Origin of the sequence: Enterococcus raffinosus, assembly GCF_018917525.1 — a bacterium.
Classification (GTDB): domain Bacteria; phylum Bacillota; class Bacilli; order Lactobacillales; family Enterococcaceae; genus Enterococcus_A; species Enterococcus_A raffinosus_A.
The window spans coordinates 1-16,982 of record NZ_JAHLOS010000022.1; the positions used below are offsets into that span (position 1 = coordinate 1).

General features: G+C 35.9%; 19 protein-coding genes. 2 read left to right on the forward strand and 17 right to left on the reverse strand.

The genetic code is table 11. The features are described 5' to 3' along the window. Nucleotides 1–92: 92 nt before the first annotated feature. The 13 genes from KQI58_RS13755 to KQI58_RS13815 all read right to left on the reverse strand — a co-directional run bounded on the left by KQI58_RS13755 (nucleotide 93) and on the right by KQI58_RS13815 (nucleotide 12,150). Nucleotides 93–428, reverse strand: coding sequence for a JAB domain-containing protein (locus KQI58_RS13755; protein ID WP_216409652.1), 336 nt, complete (start codon nucleotides 426–428; stop codon nucleotides 93–95). 61 nt (nucleotides 429–489) lie between these two features. After that, on the reverse strand, nucleotides 490–810 hold the full coding sequence (locus tag KQI58_RS13760) for a DUF960 family protein (protein WP_216409653.1): 321 nt from the start codon (nucleotides 808–810) through the stop codon (nucleotides 490–492). Nucleotides 811–1,007: 197 nt separating this feature from the next. Further along, complete coding sequence (locus tag KQI58_RS13765; RefSeq protein WP_216409654.1) at nucleotides 1,008–1,181, reverse strand: hypothetical protein; 174 nt, start codon at nucleotides 1,179–1,181, stop codon at nucleotides 1,008–1,010. Between the two features lie 118 nt (nucleotides 1,182–1,299). Continuing rightward, on the reverse strand, nucleotides 1,300–2,160 hold the full coding sequence (gene scrK, locus KQI58_RS13770) for a fructokinase ScrK (protein ID WP_216409655.1): 861 nt from the start codon (nucleotides 2,158–2,160) through the stop codon (nucleotides 1,300–1,302). A gap of 4 nt (nucleotides 2,161–2,164) precedes the next feature. Further along, nucleotides 2,165–3,640 carry a glycoside hydrolase family 32 protein gene (locus KQI58_RS13775; protein WP_216409656.1) on the reverse strand — a complete coding sequence of 492 codons (1,476 nt, stop codon included), beginning with the start codon at nucleotides 3,638–3,640 and terminating at the stop codon, nucleotides 2,165–2,167. A 73-nt stretch (nucleotides 3,641–3,713) separates the two neighbouring features. Further along, complete coding sequence (locus KQI58_RS13780) at nucleotides 3,714–5,060, reverse strand: glycoside hydrolase family 172 protein (protein ID WP_253295956.1); 1,347 nt, start codon at nucleotides 5,058–5,060, stop codon at nucleotides 3,714–3,716. A 24-nt stretch (nucleotides 5,061–5,084) separates the two neighbouring features. Continuing rightward, nucleotides 5,085–5,921, reverse strand: coding sequence for a carbohydrate ABC transporter permease (locus tag KQI58_RS13785; RefSeq protein WP_216409657.1), 837 nt, complete (start codon nucleotides 5,919–5,921; stop codon nucleotides 5,085–5,087). Next, on the reverse strand, nucleotides 5,921–6,820 hold the full coding sequence (locus tag KQI58_RS13790) for a carbohydrate ABC transporter permease (RefSeq protein ID WP_216409658.1): 900 nt from the start codon (nucleotides 6,818–6,820) through the stop codon (nucleotides 5,921–5,923). The genes KQI58_RS13785 and KQI58_RS13790 overlap by 1 nt, the downstream gene beginning before the upstream one ends. Nucleotides 6,821–6,839: 19 nt before the next feature. Continuing rightward, nucleotides 6,840–8,144 (reverse strand): ABC transporter substrate-binding protein, encoded by a 1,305-nt coding sequence (locus KQI58_RS13795; protein ID WP_216409659.1) that lies wholly within the window; start codon nucleotides 8,142–8,144, stop codon nucleotides 6,840–6,842. Between the two features lie 10 nt (nucleotides 8,145–8,154). Continuing rightward, nucleotides 8,155–9,177 (reverse strand): LacI family DNA-binding transcriptional regulator, encoded by a 1,023-nt coding sequence (locus KQI58_RS13800; RefSeq protein WP_216409660.1) that lies wholly within the window; start codon nucleotides 9,175–9,177, stop codon nucleotides 8,155–8,157. Between the two features lie 206 nt (nucleotides 9,178–9,383). Beyond that, nucleotides 9,384–9,950 (reverse strand): DUF624 domain-containing protein, encoded by a 567-nt coding sequence (locus KQI58_RS13805; RefSeq protein ID WP_216409661.1) that lies wholly within the window; start codon nucleotides 9,948–9,950, stop codon nucleotides 9,384–9,386. A gap of 106 nt (nucleotides 9,951–10,056) precedes the next feature. After that, a complete protein-coding gene (locus tag KQI58_RS13810; RefSeq protein WP_216409662.1) occupies nucleotides 10,057–11,166 on the reverse strand; it encodes an ABC transporter ATP-binding protein in 1,110 nt (369 codons plus the stop codon). A gap of 120 nt (nucleotides 11,167–11,286) precedes the next feature. Beyond that, nucleotides 11,287–12,150 carry a helix-turn-helix domain-containing protein gene (locus KQI58_RS13815; RefSeq protein ID WP_010740681.1) on the reverse strand — a complete coding sequence of 288 codons (864 nt, stop codon included), beginning with the start codon at nucleotides 12,148–12,150 and terminating at the stop codon, nucleotides 11,287–11,289. Nucleotides 12,151–12,416: 266 nt separating this feature from the next. Here KQI58_RS13815 and KQI58_RS13820 point away from each other — a divergent pair, with 266 nt between their 5' ends. Further along, nucleotides 12,417–13,100: a helix-turn-helix domain-containing protein gene (locus KQI58_RS13820; RefSeq protein ID WP_216409663.1), complete on the forward strand. Its 684-nt coding sequence runs from the start codon at nucleotides 12,417–12,419 to the stop codon at nucleotides 13,098–13,100. Between the two features lie 32 nt (nucleotides 13,101–13,132). After that, a complete protein-coding gene (locus KQI58_RS13825) occupies nucleotides 13,133–13,999 on the forward strand; it encodes an IS3 family transposase (RefSeq protein WP_367397941.1) in 867 nt (288 codons plus the stop codon). Between the two features lie 369 nt (nucleotides 14,000–14,368). On the opposite strand, the gene KQI58_RS13830 is transcribed toward KQI58_RS13825, so the two are convergent. From KQI58_RS13830 to KQI58_RS13845, 4 genes are read right to left on the reverse strand one after another with little or no spacing between them, the layout of a single operon-like run. After that, nucleotides 14,369–15,214, reverse strand: coding sequence for a mannose/fructose/sorbose PTS transporter subunit IID (locus KQI58_RS13830; protein ID WP_164872413.1), 846 nt, complete (start codon nucleotides 15,212–15,214; stop codon nucleotides 14,369–14,371). Then, nucleotides 15,211–16,005, reverse strand: coding sequence for a PTS mannose/fructose/sorbose transporter subunit IIC (locus tag KQI58_RS13835; RefSeq protein ID WP_016180374.1), 795 nt, complete (start codon nucleotides 16,003–16,005; stop codon nucleotides 15,211–15,213). The genes KQI58_RS13830 and KQI58_RS13835 overlap by 4 nt, the downstream gene beginning before the upstream one ends. A gap of 17 nt (nucleotides 16,006–16,022) precedes the next feature. Next, nucleotides 16,023–16,514 (reverse strand): PTS system mannose/fructose/N-acetylgalactosamine-transporter subunit IIB, encoded by a 492-nt coding sequence (locus tag KQI58_RS13840; protein WP_090409149.1) that lies wholly within the window; start codon nucleotides 16,512–16,514, stop codon nucleotides 16,023–16,025. Next, nucleotides 16,511–16,948, reverse strand: coding sequence for a mannose/fructose/sorbose PTS transporter subunit IIA (locus KQI58_RS13845; RefSeq protein ID WP_016180372.1), 438 nt, complete (start codon nucleotides 16,946–16,948; stop codon nucleotides 16,511–16,513). The genes KQI58_RS13840 and KQI58_RS13845 overlap by 4 nt, the downstream gene beginning before the upstream one ends. Nucleotides 16,949–16,982 lie beyond the last annotated feature (34 nt).

The following is a 16,982-nucleotide window of genomic DNA, read 5'->3' on the forward strand; positions in this document are numbered from 1 at the left end:
AGGCGCTTCAGGGCGTTACTCCTTCATTTCACCTATCAAGCAAAGAGTTCACGACTCTCTTATATTTGAGAGGACGTGCGCAATCTTTTCAATTACGAACGTGTCTCACGATGATTATGTGCGATGCAAATTGACACGCTATTAGATAACAATGCAGCTTTCAAGATATCTCTTGGGGAAGCTAACGATTGATTAATCGTACCAATGTGAATCGTCTGGATAATGGTTGGTTCTAACTTTTGAGAAAGCCCCGCCATCACTAAAAATTCTCTATCTTTATGCTCTATAAAGGGAGAAAATAACTGGTACAACGCTTGAGGACTATTGCATTTTCTTCCTGCATACAATACTGATGACTCCTTTACTAACTGCAAAGAGACGATATTTACACATTTTTTTGTTTCAGATTTCACTTGTTGGTTTGTCATTGTCAAGACCTTCTTTCGATTAATTTTTGGAATTTCTTACTCTTGTACTTACTATGTGCAATCAATACTCTTCCGGTAACAACATCGTCTGATGGGTATGATCATCAATCACCCACAGCTTTTTTGCTTGGAAATGTGCTAAATCATTCGTTATTCGGCATTCGTGATAATCAATAAAGAATGGTTCTTCTTGCCGATGGATAATCGTGATCGTTCCTAGTTGGTCATCTCGATTGAATTCAAAGATTTGCAAATAGTCCAACTGAATCTCGGCTTGTTTCACCTTTTCATCAATCAATCGCCAACAACGTAGCTGTATTTCCTTTGGTACTTGTTCATTCACGCCTCTCGTGACATAGCGTCTTTCTTGTGTATCGAACATTGCTTGATCCTCCTTTAGACACAAAAATAGCCCAATCACCGATTAAGGTGATTAGGCTTCATAGTAATAATATATATTTGAAAAATTAGTTGATTCTATCAAAAATGAATAATTGTCTTTTTCATTTTTTTGGCTTTCCAAATATCATTGTGGTGAGGTGGGTATCCTTGTTACATTCAACAATTAAAAACGAATAATTATTTAGTAACTCTGTGATTCCATTTAGTTATATCCTGTTTGTTTATTAAAGCTTTTGTAATGAATAGGTCTTTTTCAATTTCTCCTATACTCTTAAAATAGTTCATTATTCTTTCATCATTAAAGATTTTTCCAATCAATCCAATAGATTTTCTGTTCTCCTTTTTTTTCATTCTTCCCTCTCCGTTTTAAACAAGTGGGCTACCTATATATATCTGTCAAAATTATTATGAAAAAGGATGTATTGTGACAATTAAATTCCACATAGACAGTCTATTTCTCAATCAGTTTTCAAATTTTTTTTGCTAATGCTAGACAGCCAATGACTCCAGCATTGTTTTTCAGAAAAGGGGTTACAATATAATTTTTCATTTCTGGAGTTCTTACATAGTTCTTCATTAATGAATGAAAGGCTACACGAACTCGTTCTACCATATGAGATTGCTGCATCACACCACCACCTAATATGATTACATCAGGAGAGAGTATCAGTGTAGTATTGTAGACGCATTGGGCAATGTAAAAAGCCTCGCTTTCCCAAACAGCATCAGTCTCAGAAATATCCTGCCCTTTTCGACCTGTTCTTGCTTCAATTGCTGGACCCGCCGCCATTCCTTCTAAACAATTTTTGTGAAATGGACAATTTCCTTGGAAAGAATCTTCGTCGTGTGGAACTACAAGCATATGCCCCATTTCAGGGTGACTAAAGCCCTCGATAAATTCTCCTTTTTGAATTGCTCCTCCACCAATACCAGTTCCAATAGTATAATACACAACACTATTTTTTCCTCGCCCTTCTCCGCAAACATACTCCCCATATGCTGCAGCATTTACGTCTGTAGTCCAAGCAATAGGAACATCAAAGTGTTTCTTCAAACTCCCTACAAAATCAAAATCTTGCCAACCTGATTTGGGAGTAGAGGTGATATAGCCATAGGTTGACGAATCTTGTTGAACATCAATTGGCCCAAAAGAGCCAACACCGATACTCTCAAGTTCTGTTTGATAATCATTAAAAAAGGCGATTACCAAATTCATCGTTTCTTCAGGAGTAGTTGTAGGAAAACTAGCTCGTTTTTCAATGTTTAGATTTTCATCTCCAATAGCACAAACAAACTTTGTCCCACCTGCTTCAATTGCACCAAAAACCATATTTTTATCCCTCCATTTTGAGTGAATAATTTTCTAGTTGCTCTATGACTAATAAATCTTCTGATTTGATAACAAATAGTTCATCGCTATTCGTTGGATATATTCGGTTTGTAACGACATATTCCCCTTCATTAATAAATAGTTCTAGCGCATTTGTATCCAGAATCAGACGAACAAGAAGCTTTCCATCATTCACACTTAATGGAGCAACAGAATTATCTTTGTTCCCCACTCCTGAAAACTCTCTATCTACCAAAACCGTCATCTGCTTCAAGTCAAAATGAATCCTTGTTTTTTCTTTCATGTCTTTTGAACATTTTACAAAAATGTCAAAGGTTTCTGCCTTAGATTTTTCCATATCGATGGTAAGTAATACGTCCGAAGCGCTCGTTATTGAAGTATTGAAACTTGATTTAGAATCTATTTGAAGATCTTCAACAAGCTCTGAATCTACACGATAATCGTTCAATTCTACGATTGGGTATTGGTAAAGTTTGTTCTTCTTAATTGTTAACTCCCGTGCAATTGTCATCGCTCCGGCCCAACCATCATTCTTTTCAGGCATTTTAGCAAACCAGATGTTCATCCAAGCAATCATTATCCTTCTGTTTTTTCCATCAGTAAATGTTTGTGGTGCATAAAAATCCTTGCCATAGTCTAAAGTGAAGAAATCTTTTTGTTCAAAATTACATGTATCGTAGTCAAAATTTCCCAATAAGTAATACGGACTACTGTTTTTAGTTCCAAACATCGGAGATACAACCAAAATATCTTGTTCATCAAGTGTAAATAGATCTGGGCATTCCCACATATCTCCTTGCTGTCCGTTACTTTCAGTCGCGATGCCTCGATACTCCCAATCTTCCAAATCTTTGGAGCTATAGATTGCAGCCTTTCCTTTTCCATCCTTCTTTGTCCCTATGATGGCATAATACATCTCATCCTTTTTCCATATCTTAGGATCGCGAAAGTCTTCGGTAGCTTCTTTTGGAAATGTAGGGATCACTGGGTTATTTGAAGATTTTGAAAAACTTCTTCCATCTTTTGAAAAAGCAATATTCTGCGTCTGACGCGGCGTTCTACCATCAACATTTCCTGTATACATTAAGACTAGTTGATCCTCTACCGAAATCGCACTACCTGAAAAACAACCATGCCCTTGTTCAACACTGGAATAGTCGTATTCTTCTGATGGAGCAAGAGCAACCGGAAGATATTCCCATTTAATTCCATCGCTACTTTTAGAATGTCCCCAATGCATCGGTCCCCACTCAACATCATAAGGATAAAATTGGAAAAACAAATGATATTCACCTTGATGGAAAACTAAACCATTCGGATCATTCATCCAACCTAGCGGTGTCATAAAGTGCATTTTCAATCTAGATTTTTTTCCCTGTACACTTGCTCCGTTCTCATTAATATAGTCATTTGCTTTTTTTAACTCATTTTCATGATTTAATGTTTTTTCGTTTTTCATCCTGTCATCCTTTCGTTGCGTTTCTAAAAAAGTTTGATAGCTACAAAAATAGCAACTATCAAACTTTCATTATTTATAGTGTATTTTTTACCCGTTGAATATCCTCTAAGTTCTCCTTCATCGCTTGGTGGGTCTTTTTATATTTTAACTTCATTTGTTTTTCTTTTTCCGACCGATAATAGTCTTCTCGAGCTTTCGCATCGGCAAAGGCTTGTTCTTGTTCCACTGTTAATGCTGGAGTCTCTTTCTGTACTGGTTTTGATAATGTTGCGACAATCGGAAGTCGCTCTTCTACTGGCAAAATATCTAGAGTTGGTGATGGAATAGTTTGATACCAATAGGCTGTAGAAGACCAGTCATCCGACAAATGATTTGCATGACCGTGTTCAATAGTTACTTTTATTTTTTCTGAAAAATGGATTGGATCAGCAATATGGAATCTATAGGCAACAGTATAGCCAGGCATATCTCCTTCATGAATAATCGTTCCATTATATAGAAAGTGATTCTTCTGCATTCCCCAAGCAAAACTAAAATAATCTTCTGTACCTGTTCCATTAATACTTGGCATTTCCTCCCCATCAATAAAAATCATGTCATCACCTTCACCCCACCAGCTACCTTGGAAATGGTTGACTGATAAGTTACACCCTACATAATGACCTTTTCCTTCGGTTTCCAATAAAACATAATTATCTTCACCAGATAAATTACTAATGGCCTGAACATCAGGACTATTGGTTTGCAGTCCATTTCCCCAGCCGTTATTCGGATTATTTCTTTTCCAATTAGCATGAAAATAAACTGTATCTTCTGGAAGCTCTTCTTTATACAACTCATAATCAACATAAAAATACAATGCAAATGGCAATTCATTTTCATTAATAATTTCGATTTTCGCTTTTTTATTAAATGGCATGGGGAAAAAGCAGTTCAAAGCACATGGAGCGCCAAACTTCCCAGCCTCTTCAGGTTTTACCGATACATTAAAAGGCATGGATTCAAAATTACCTGGCAATGAATGGCCTACACAGAAGAAATCACCTAATGGTGCTAAAACACTTGGCGTATCTTGATCATCCCAAGTAATTTTGATCAAGGCTTTTCGATAGTAAAATGGGTCTTGTTCCTCCCATGTAATTCCTAAAGCATTATGGATCTCATTTGCTGGAGCAACATTACTTCCTAAAACAGGATCAACAATACTTGGACCCATAATTTTTCTACAAAAAGAGGTCATCCAGATGTGAGTAATACATCCTGGACCATCGATTTCCCCTAATGTAATAGATTCACCTGGAGGAATCATCCAATAATCTTGATTTTTTCCACTGTGATCGTAACTAGAGACTCTTGCAGATCGTACCTCCGCTGTTTTTGTTAAAGCTTGCATGTTTCCATTTGAATAATTGTTCATCATAAATTCCTCGCTTAGTTTAAATTTTTATCCTTTAACTGCTCCAGCAGTCATTCCTTTAATAATTTTCTTCTGGAAAATTGCGTAGAAAGTCAATTGTGGGATGATTAGTAAAATACTTGCTGCGACAATTCCACCATAATCGATACTGTATCGCCCTTTAAATTCTGAAATTGCTAATGGAATGGTCATTTTTGAGCTATCACTGATTAAAGTTGCTGCAAATGGATATTCATTCCAAATGTATAGAATATTAAAAATAAAGATAGTTACAACTACTGGTTTAACTACTGGAAAAACAACTTTCCAACATAACTCAAATAAATTACAGCCGTCCAGCAACGCAGCTTCTTCCAACTCACTTGGAAACTCCTTCAAAAAACCAGTGAATAGTAACGTATTAAACCCGATTGATGTTGCGATATAAGGTAAAATCAAAGATAGATACGTATTTTCAATCCCAGCAGCTATCGTCAACCGATAAACCGGAAACAATAGAATAAAAGGCGGGATTGCTTGTCCACTTATGAATAACAGATATAAGGCTTGACTGATCTTTTTTTTCTTAAAGACAAATCTGCTTAAAGCAAATGAGCTCATATACGTGATGATCATTTCAAAAAAGATCGCTACAACGGCAATAATAAATGTATTCTTATAGATCAACTTGAAATCTAAGGTTTCAAATGCTCGATTAAAATTCGATAAATCTAATGATTTAGGTAGCGAAAGGGTGTCTGTTAAAATGGCTGAACTGTCCTTAAATGAAAGTAATATCATCCAAAGAAATGGAACCATAATAATTAATGTAATCAAATAAGTAATACCACTTAAAAAAATATTTTTATCTTTCTTGGTATCCATTAGTTACTATTCAACTCCTTTTCTCTAAATCTCTTTACTATTGTAAATATTCCGAAAATCATTCCGGCACACGCAAAGGTTACTAATAACGTCATGACTGCAATAGACATACCATATCCATATTCGCCTGATGTAAACGTCATTCCGTACATATAAGTGACGAGGACCTCAGATAAATGATTGGGTCCACCATTGGTCAGCTGTAGAACTGTCTCGAATATCTTGAAAACCAAGGTAATGACCAAGATCAAATTCATCTTGAATGTCTCATTTAGCATGGGAATTGTAATGTTTACTACTTTCTGAAACCCTGTGGCACCATCAATATCTGCTGCCTCATATAGTTCCTCGGGTATTAAAGTCAGACCAGCTAAAAAGATTGTTGCTATATACCCCAATGACTGCCAACTCTGAACGATTGCGACTGAAAATGGTGTTAGTTTATCTCCTCCAATCCATTCTAATGCAAGACTGGACAAACCAACTTTGTCTAAGAGAACATTGATAAGCCCAATTTTCGGATCTAAAATGAAGACCCAGATCAAACCGACCATGATAGGTGCTATGATCGATGGTGCATAGTTGATTGCCCGGACGAGTGTTAGCCCTTTCATATTTCGATTCATTAGCAGGGATAACAGAAAGGCTCCCGGAATTAAAATCAAAATGGTGACTAGCAAGACAATGATTGTATTTTTTAAGGCAATAATGAAGATTGGATCTTTAAATAATCTCAAATAATTTGAAATACCAACGAATTGAGGCTGACCTATACCTGAAAATTTTGTAAAACTATAATATGCAGCAATAAATATCGGTGCAATAATATAAGCTAAGTAAAGCAACAATGCAGGCAGTATCAGAATGACTTTATTACGGGTTGAACTATACCATTTCATAACAAATCACCTCTATACTTTATTTTGTATCGTCTATTCTATTCTGTACAACCTTTGCAGCTTCTTCAGGAGTATAGTTGCCTACAATAACACCGTAAATACTGTCATACATTGCATTCCCAATTGATTCAGATACAACTAAATCAGGTTGATTTTCTTGGCTTGTCCATTTAGAATCTTCCATATTATTGATAATGTCTGCAAAAACAGGAGATTCCTTTTCATCTACTTCGACAGATATGTTAGTCATTGGAGGAATTTTATTATCAACCATAATTTGAATACCTTCTTGACCATAGTAAAATGCTAAAAATTTCTCGATGGCAGCTTTTTTATCCTTATCTTCAAAAGCAGCCTTGCTCACTACCAATGGAGCGGATGGAACGATAGAACTTAAGTGTTGATTTCCAACGCCATCTTTAAAAGTAGGTCCCCACCAGAATCCAACATCGTTACCGACATCACTAGATTCAATTTTTTGTGCATCCCAAGAGCCGGAATCCAACATTGCTGATTTTCCAGTAGTAAACTGTTCAACCGCTTGAAAATAGGATTGTGTACTCACATTTTTCGGAAATGCTCCCGCATCTCGAAGCTCGGCAATCTTTTCATAATAGTGAATGAAATCTTTATTGTTGTATTTTTCTTTACCAGCTAAAATATCATCCACCTTATCTAAATACCCATAACGTGATAGCATAATGAGAAAAGCCCAAACCGAGTAACTGTCTTTTGCACCTTTAGAGATTGTCACAATATCCTTTTCATCAAGTGTTTTCGCTATTTCCATCAAATCTTCAAAAGTTTCTGGTTTTTCAAATCCATTGTCAGATAAAACTTTCTTATTGTAGTACAAACCTGTTACTAAAGGTTGATAAGGCATTCCGTATTGATTCTTACCATCCTTGAACGGGTCGATCATATTCTCACGCCCATCAAATGAATCCCTAATGTCCTTGTTATCTTTCAAAAAATCAGATAAATCAGCTAATACTCCAGCTTCCTGAAGCTCTTTAGCCGAAGCTGGTAACATCCAAAAAATATCTGGAAGCTTATCAGATTGAGACCGCATTTTCATATTTTTAACATGTTCTGATTGCTCTTTGCCCTCCAAATTGATATCAATCTCCTGATTTTCCTTTTTAAATGCTTCAACAACTGCATTAAAAGCTGGTTCTTGATCTGCTGGATTAGCAACATGGATCGCAAAATCAATGGTCGTTTTACCATCTTCTTTAGCCGAACCACCTCCCTTATTGCCGCATGCTGCTAAAGTTAATAGGACTGTTAATGCAAAACCAATACTAATCAATTTCCGTTTCATTTTTTTCACCTCATAATGATTTTCTTTCGATAATTTTTGATGGTATCTCTACTCTTTTCGTTGTATGTTCTTGATTGTTTATACTATCCAAAATTAATTTTGCTGATTCTCTTCCCATCTCAAATGCTGGTTGTCTGATTGCGGTCAAAGGTGTTTGGACTATTTCCATCCAAGAATAGTCATCGTAAACTGCTATCCCCACGTCATCGGGAATTGAAATTCCATGATCAATTAGATACTTGATAGTACCCATAGCTATCGTATTATTTCCAAATAAGATGGCAGATCTTTTTTCTTCAAATGAATCTATTACCTCCTTTCCTATTCTATATCCCGCTTCAAAAGATGAAATTGTTTCAAACCGTTTTGGTTCTTTATTTCCATTGAGTTTATAGAAAATTTTTTCATATGCCGTATTTCGTTCAATCGTAGATGAAACGTCTGTTGGGCCGGAGATAAAAATGATATCTTCATATCCACGATCCACAATACCTTCTAATAACTCCAGTGTTACTGAATAGTTATTTGTATAAACAACATCATATCGTTCTAAATCGTTTGGTTTCCTATCAACAAAAACAATTGGCAATGTCGTATTAGATGCGATTTGATCAATATTCTTTAATAGTCCTGAAGTGGGGGCAATTATTATCCCATCCACATATTCGATCATACTAGAATTGAACAATTCTAAACGACTCTGCTCCTCGGTTACTCTTTCATGAGAATTGGCAATTATTAGTTGGTAACCAGCTTTTTGTAATTCACTTTCGACTCCTGAAGCTAAAGTAGAAAATAATTCTGAAGAAGAATCCTGTTCTTGTGAAGGGATAATCAGTCCGATTACTTTTGAGCCAACACCTTTCATTGATTTCGCTAGATTGCTTGGTCGGTAATTTAATATTTCCATTGATTTCAATACTTTTTCTCTTGTATCCTGCTGTACAAATCGTGAATTATTCATGACGTTTGAGACAGTTGCAGTAGAAACTTTGGCTAATCGTGCAACGTCTTTGATAGTTGCTTTTTTCAAATTTCTCCACCTCTATTTAATCGTTTAATCAAGTTTTTATATTTTTATTCAACGTGAACAAAAACTGTATTATAGGCATTTATATTTTATTTAATCGATTAAATATAAAAGCAAAAAAATAATTATTTAATCGATTAAATGGAACTCCAAAAAAATACAATCTTTTAGATAGCGCTTTCTTGATTTCGATTCCATTCTACTACCTTTCATACTCTTAGTAAAGTCTTTTTTGCCTTTTCAAAAAAATATTGGAAAGAAGAAAAACTCAGAAATAACCATAAACCTGAAATATGGTCGTTTACATACAGAATAATACAACTCAATAGTAATAAATAGAAATTAAGTTTAGGATTGATTAAGAAAATACCGACTAGTCTTTTAAAATTATTTTTTTTATTATGGACAGGTGTGTTGATTGCATAAGCCACCAAAAGTAGTAACATTGCTCCCGTCATGATGAAGTATACTTTATTGAAAAATTGTCCAAGTAGCACAAACTGAGCAATCCAAAGAATAATCAAGAGCAACAGCATAAAACAGGACGTGTTTATCGGAAAAAAAGATTCTTTAAATCCCTTAAAAAAATCCTTCACCCTGACTTCTTCACCATTATTTATCCTATCTATTCCTTGAACAAGGTTATATCCGCTAGGTAAGATACCAAAAATAATTCCGCCAAAAAGTACCCCAATGATGAAGAGAAGGTTCAACACAATTAATTGATAAACCAATTCAAAAAGTCTATGAAATTTAGTAAACCGCTTAGTATCCATATTTTTCCACCTTACTTATATTGTCGTAACAATAAATTGCTCTTAACCTGAGGCACAATAACCAAATGAGCCTTCCCCTTCAAACAAAACGATCAACGAGTAACATTTAAGGAATCGAAATAACTTCCTCAGTTTCTATATCAAAGAAATGAGCCTTACTACCATTAAACGCTAGTTTTATTTTCTCCTTTGGTTCTAAAAAGTCGCGTGCATCTACTTTAGATACAAACTCAGTTGTTCCTACTTTTGAATACAGCATTGTTTCAGCACCCAATAATTCAGAAACAACAACTTCTGCAATCACTGTTGAGTCTGGAGTAACTTCTATTGCAATCGGTTCTGCGTGGATATCTTCTGGACGAATTCCGAAAATCAACTTCTTACCTTCATACCCTTTGGCCTTTAAAACTTTATATTTCCCTTCTGCAACACGCAAGCGCAAATCATTACCATCTGTAATATATCCATTAGCAAGAGTAACATCAAAGAAATTCATGGCTGGTGATCCGATAAAACTAGCTACAAAAACATTTTTTGGTTTATTGTAGACTTCTTGGGGTGATCCAATCTGCTGAACGATGCCATCTTTCATAATTACAATACGATCAGCCATCGTCATCGCCTCTGTTTGATCATGTGTAACATAAATAGTAGTCGTATTTAAACGTTGGTGAAGCTTAGCAATTTCTGCGCGCATGGCAACTCTCAGTTTTGCATCTAAATTTGATAAAGGTTCATCCATTAGAAAAACCTTTGCATCACGAACGATAGCTCTTCCAAGGGCTACTCGTTGTCTTTGTCCACCAGATAATGAGGCTGGCTTTTTATTCAAGTAATCGGTCAAGCCTAATATTTCTGCCGCATTCTCCACTCTCTTTTTGATCTCGTCTTTATCAAGTTTCCGTAACTTTAAGCCAAAAGCCATATTATCAAAAACTGTCATATGTGGATACAGCGCATAGTTTTGAAATACCATCGCTATATCTCGGTCCTTTGGCGCAACCTCGTTCATTCTTTCTCCATTAATGAGAAATTCGCCTTCAGAAATACTCTCGAGACCTGCAACCATCCTTAAAGTAGTAGATTTACCACATCCAGATGGTCCTACAAAAACAATAAATTCCCTATCTGCTATTTCAAGATTGAAATCAGTTACAGAATAATTGTCATTGTTCTCGTATTTTTTATAAATATGTTTCAATGATAATTCTGTCATCAATAGTCCTCCATTTCTATTTGATATAAATACCATAAATGAAAGCGCTGTATATTTCATCGTCAACTTGCCTAAAATAAAAGTTGATTACTAGGTAAAATATCCAAACGGAAAAGTCCCTCAAGAAAAAAGCGAGACGAGTAAATAGCATAAAAAAAGAGAATTATTATTTTTTAGATTGAGCATCGTTCGTTCTTGGAATTTATCAATTTTATAAAGTAACGAGTTCCGGTGCATAAACAATTCTTTTGCTGCTGAACTAAAATTACCTTGTTGTTCCCATAATACTCTAATTAAACGTCTCATTTCTTCATCATCAAACCAGTCTTGATATAATGATAATAAGAGTCCACTCTCACTAGCAATCTGGTTAGAAAAGACAGAAATGATGCAATCGGATAGTTCCAAACATTTCACGTTAAAATTCTTTTTCAAAGAATCAATGAATGCTTTCTTTTCTTCACGAAATAATTGGCTAAAATCATGTTTCCATACATGAAACGATCCTAAAAAAAGCCTTGTTGAAAAATCAAAATCCATATCTAAAGCAAGAAAAATCCCCTCTAAGTCATTCACAAATAAATTATCTAGACCTCTCTTTTCAACGATTAATAAAAATTGTTGGTAGAAAAAAAGGTCTACAGAATTCGGAAATATCTCTCGTATTTCTTTCAAGATGCTTTCTTTCTGAGAGTCTTCTAAATGTTTCATATAAACTTGGATTATCCGGTATTCACCATCCTCTGTATTTTGTTTGTTCTCAAACAAAATCTCATACCAAGGATGTCTTTTTTTGTTGATTGATTGACTTTGATTTAATCTAGAAAATAAGAGAACTTCTCGTTCAGTTAAATCCTCCCTCAAGAAACATGCATACCCATCTAAGATTGGAACGTTTATGGTTTCACTGGAGAATGGACCTTTTTTTAACAACATTGCTTCTGGATAAATAGCTTGGATTTCTTTAAAGCTCATCCTTTCCATATTCTTCACCTCCTCTTCGGTAATCAAACTCCGCATCTTCTTTTCATAATAAATAAATCTGATAATAATTTCAATATCGCTACGAAAACGAGATTGAAATTATTAATCAATACAAATAATATGAAAATCGTCGCATTTAAAGTATAAATTACTTTTATTCCAACCATTACCGAAACTTTCTGTAAAGAAAAAGCCCAATCATCAACTGATACGCTACCCCTAACTAGGACAAAAAAATAATGAAGTCCTAGTTAGGGGTATTTATTATGGGAAAAAGAAGAATGAAGCTCAGTGCTGAAGAACGAGTAATGGTTGTAGAAAAGGTTCTTAATAGAGAAATTGGATTAAAGCAAGCAGCTAAAGAAGTTGGTGTTGACCCGGTTACTATTTTGGATTGGAACGCTATTTATGAAAATGAAGGACCGACGGGCTTACTCGCTGCAAAAACGAACAAGTGCTATTCCAAAGAATTGAAACTTGAAGCTGTTCTTGATTATTTGAATGGAACAGATAGTTTAAGAACAGTAGCTAAAAGATATAAATTAAGAAGTAGAACACAACTACGAGACTGGATTAAAAGATATAATACTCATGGAGACTTCAAATCAGAAAGCGGTGGAAGTAAAGTGAGTCAAACAAAAAAATTCAGTTTAGAAGATCGTGTAGAAATGGTGCTCTATTGCATTGCCAACAACTATGATTACAGTGAAACTGCCGTCAAATATCAAGTGAAATACACCAATCTCTACAATTGGGTAAAGCGGTATGAAGAAAAAGGCAAAGCTGGTTTAGAAGATCGTCGCGGACAAAGAAAAGCCAAACAAGAAAGTCGGACGCCAGAAGAAGAAGCACAAATCAGAATCGCCCAACTCGAAGAACAAGTAAAATACCAACAGATGGAAATTGATCTATTAAAAAAAGTAAAGGAATTAGAAAGAAGGGATCGCTAGGACAAGTCAGAAAGATCGTTGCTTACGAAGCCATCAAAGAACTTCATGAAGAAAAAGGATACGCAATTCTTCCGATGTGCAAAATCATGACCGTCACTCGTTCTGCGTATCTGAGGTGGATCAAACACCCCTACAGTGAAAGAACGTTAGAAAATATGGCGTTAGCAAAAGTGATCCGGGATATTCATGATGAGCTTCCTGAAAAAGGGTATCGCAGTATCAATGATATCTTGAATCGAGAACACGATATTCATGTCAATGACAAACGCGTGTTGCGTATCTGTCGGCATGAAGGGATTCAATCGACAATCAAACATTCTGCCAACAGTATTACAAAACGAGCAGATCAACCGTACCACACTGCTGAAAACATCTTAGATAGAGAGTTTTCTGCCGAAGCGCCAAATCAAAAATGGCTAACAGATGTAACGGAATTCAAGTATTATGAGGGGGCGGAAATCCACAAAGTGTATTTAAGTGCGATTTTAGACCTCTATGATCGCCGGATTGTTTCTTACGTCATCAGTGATACGAATGACCTGAATATCGCCTTCGATACTTTCGATCAAGCAATCGAAGCAGAACCTGATGCGCACCCGCTCTTTCATAGCGATCGTGGATTCCAATATACGCATCAGAATTTTTATAACAGAATCCTTGAAGCTGAAATGACACAAAGCATGTCTCGTGTTGGAAAATGTATCGATAATGGTCCGATGGAAGGTTTTTGGGGAATGATTAAACGAGAAAAGTATTACGGCAAGAAATTCACGAGTCGTACAGAGCTAGTCACAATGATCGAGAACTATATGGACTATTACAACAATGGCCGCTATCAACGAAAATTGCATGTATTGACGCCTATGGACTATCATCATTTATATTATGAAGCAGCCTAAAGCACGACCTACCAAACGGTAGTACGTCAGTTACTGCTTGGCAAAATAAAAAAACTACTCTCCAAAGATGAAAGAGTAGTTCAAAAAAATCATTCATTATTTCATTGTCCTATTGACGGGTAGCCCACCAAACTTAAATGACTGGGCTTCATGGTAGTATAAACGTATTTAAAGATAAAACAACACTTATCATCGGTAACTGAAAAAGTAATACGCTGCAAAATCTCTTTTTTCTTATGTCATAGCTAACAGATTTTCTATCTAATCTTTGACTATTATTTTATCTCACAAAGTAATTCTTTTTCTATAAATCACGTTTGATACGATCCATAGGTATGAGCATTAAGGTTTTGTCAAAGAAAATACTAACTATCCTAAAAAGCCAAAGCCTTTTCCAAGTATTCCAACAATAAAAATTGCAATAATGATTAACAGTGGACTAACATTTTTCTTTAATAACCATGAAACAAATAAGGTCAAAAGTAATGCCAACAATCCTGGCATAATACTATCTAAAACATCCTGAACAGTTTGTGTAACTACCTTACCACTGTCATTAGTAATCTTCGTTGCAACAATTGGAATGTTAATTGTAGTCCACTTATTGACCAATGCTCCCATTACGAACAACCCAACGATCGAGGCTCCTTCAGTCAATTTCTTGATACGATCGCCAGCCATCTCTTTAATGATTTCATTACCCTTTTCATAGCCTAAGGTTAAACCAAAATATTTGGTTGCTAAACGAATAACATTGATTGCGACAAAGAATAACAACGGACCTCCCATACTACCACTCAATGCCAATGACGCACCTAATGCTGCTAGTACTGGTCGTGCCGTTCCCCAAAAAATTGGATCACCCACACCTGCTAAAGGCCCCATCAATCCAATTTTCATTGCGGCAATTGAACTTCCAGGAAGGTTTTTCTTGTTTGACTTTTCTTCCTCCATCGCGGTAACTACACCAAATATTGGAGCCGTCAGCCAAGGCTGTGTATTAAACCATTCTAAATGACGTTGTAAGGCTTCATTCCGTTCCTTTCCAGGAGCATAAAGTCTTTTTATTGCTGGAATCATCACGAAACAGAATCCCATATTTTGAACCCTCTCAAAGTTAAATGATCCGAGTAAAAGGTTTGAACGCCAAAACATGCTGTGTAAGTCTCTTTTTGTTACTGCTTTATTTCCCATCTTTTTTCCCCTCTCTATCATGCATCTAAATCGTCATCATCGTAGGTCATAGCTGCTTGCTCTGTCGCAACTACTGTTTTATTGCTGTTGTTGTATTTCAACTGAATAAATAATAGAGCGAAGCATAATCCTAGACCACCAAATCCAACAAGATTGAAATTTGTAAAGGCAGCGAATAAGAAACCAATGTAGAAGAATGGTTTTAGATTTGGAACATCCATCATATTGATCACCATAGCATAACCAACCACCACAATGATGCCTCCACCGATTTGTAAACCTCCAGTAATCACCTCTGGAATACTATTTAAGAAGTTGCTTACTGCTTGTGCGCTAATCATAGAAATAATCAACGTCGGAATCATTACTCGAAGGGCCTGCATGGCTAGAGCTAACAAATGCATCGCTTCTATTCCACGAAAATTACCTTCCGCTGCATAGTTATCTGCCTTATGGACAAAGAAAACTGTGATTGTCCGGACAAAAATGGTCAGTGCTTGACCAGCAGCTGCTAATGGTACAGCTATTGCGATTCCTTCTCCAATTCCTTGATTAGCTGTGATAACTAAGATAGTAGAGATAACTGACGCGATCGCTGTATCCGGCGCCATAGCAAGTCCAACATTCATCCAACCTAACGCCATCATTTCCAATGTACCACCAAGTATAATACCAGTAGTTATATCTCCCAAAACAAGTCCTACCAACGTACATGCCACTAATGGACGATGTGTTTGCGCTTCGTCAAGAACGCTTCCCATCCCACAGATTCCCGCTACGATTAAGAGCAGAATTATTTGTAATCCATTCATATTTATCACTCCTTCTGCTATTTTGTTAACTCGGTTTCCAATACTTTGGAAAAATCAGCGCTATTATCACCAGGTAATTGACGCATCTCCAGTTTTACTCCGAGATTTGACAACTGTCTAAATGCCGTGATATTGTTTTCGTCCACACTCACTGCTTTCGTAATGTGTATACGATCTTTTTCAAAGCGCATTCCACCAACATTTACTTCCTTCAAATCCACTCCACCTTCAACCAATCGAACAATATCTTCTGGCTTTTCAAATAATAAAAATGCCGTTGTATTTTCATATCGAGGAGAATGATATGCTCGAATCATCTTGTCCACTGTTACAGCACTGGCCTTCATATTCGCAGGTGCTACTGACAAAACCAATGTTTTACGCATTTCATCATTCGCCACACCATCAGATACAATAATAATTCTTTCAGCAGGTCGTAACTTTACCCACTTGGTTAATACTTGTCCATGAATAAAACGATCATCAATTCTTGCTAATACAATGTTCACAGTAAATCATCCTCCTCAGTTTCTTGTTCTTGAATTACTTTAATCTGTTCCGAAAATACTTTGAAACTTTCTTGATTGATAGTTTTCAATGCACCTATTAAATCTGAAATGGATAGGGCTTCTTTCAAAGCACCAGCTTCCAAAAGTACCGGTAGATTCACACCAGTTACAATATCCATGTTTTTTTTGTCAAAAACCAATTGTGTCGCTGAATTATACGGGGTTCCTCCGAAGACATCTACCATGAATAAGACTTCTTCTTCCGGGGGAAACTGTTCCAACTGTTGTTGAAATTTTTCTTGTAACTGCGGAATTCCTTCTCCCTTTAAAAAGGGAATTGCAACTATCTTTTCATCTTTACCAAAAATCATTTGAAAAGCATCTAATAATCCGGTAGATAAGTGGCCATGTCCACTTACAATAATTGCTGTCATCTACTTCTCTCCTCTCTACAATTAATAAAGCAAT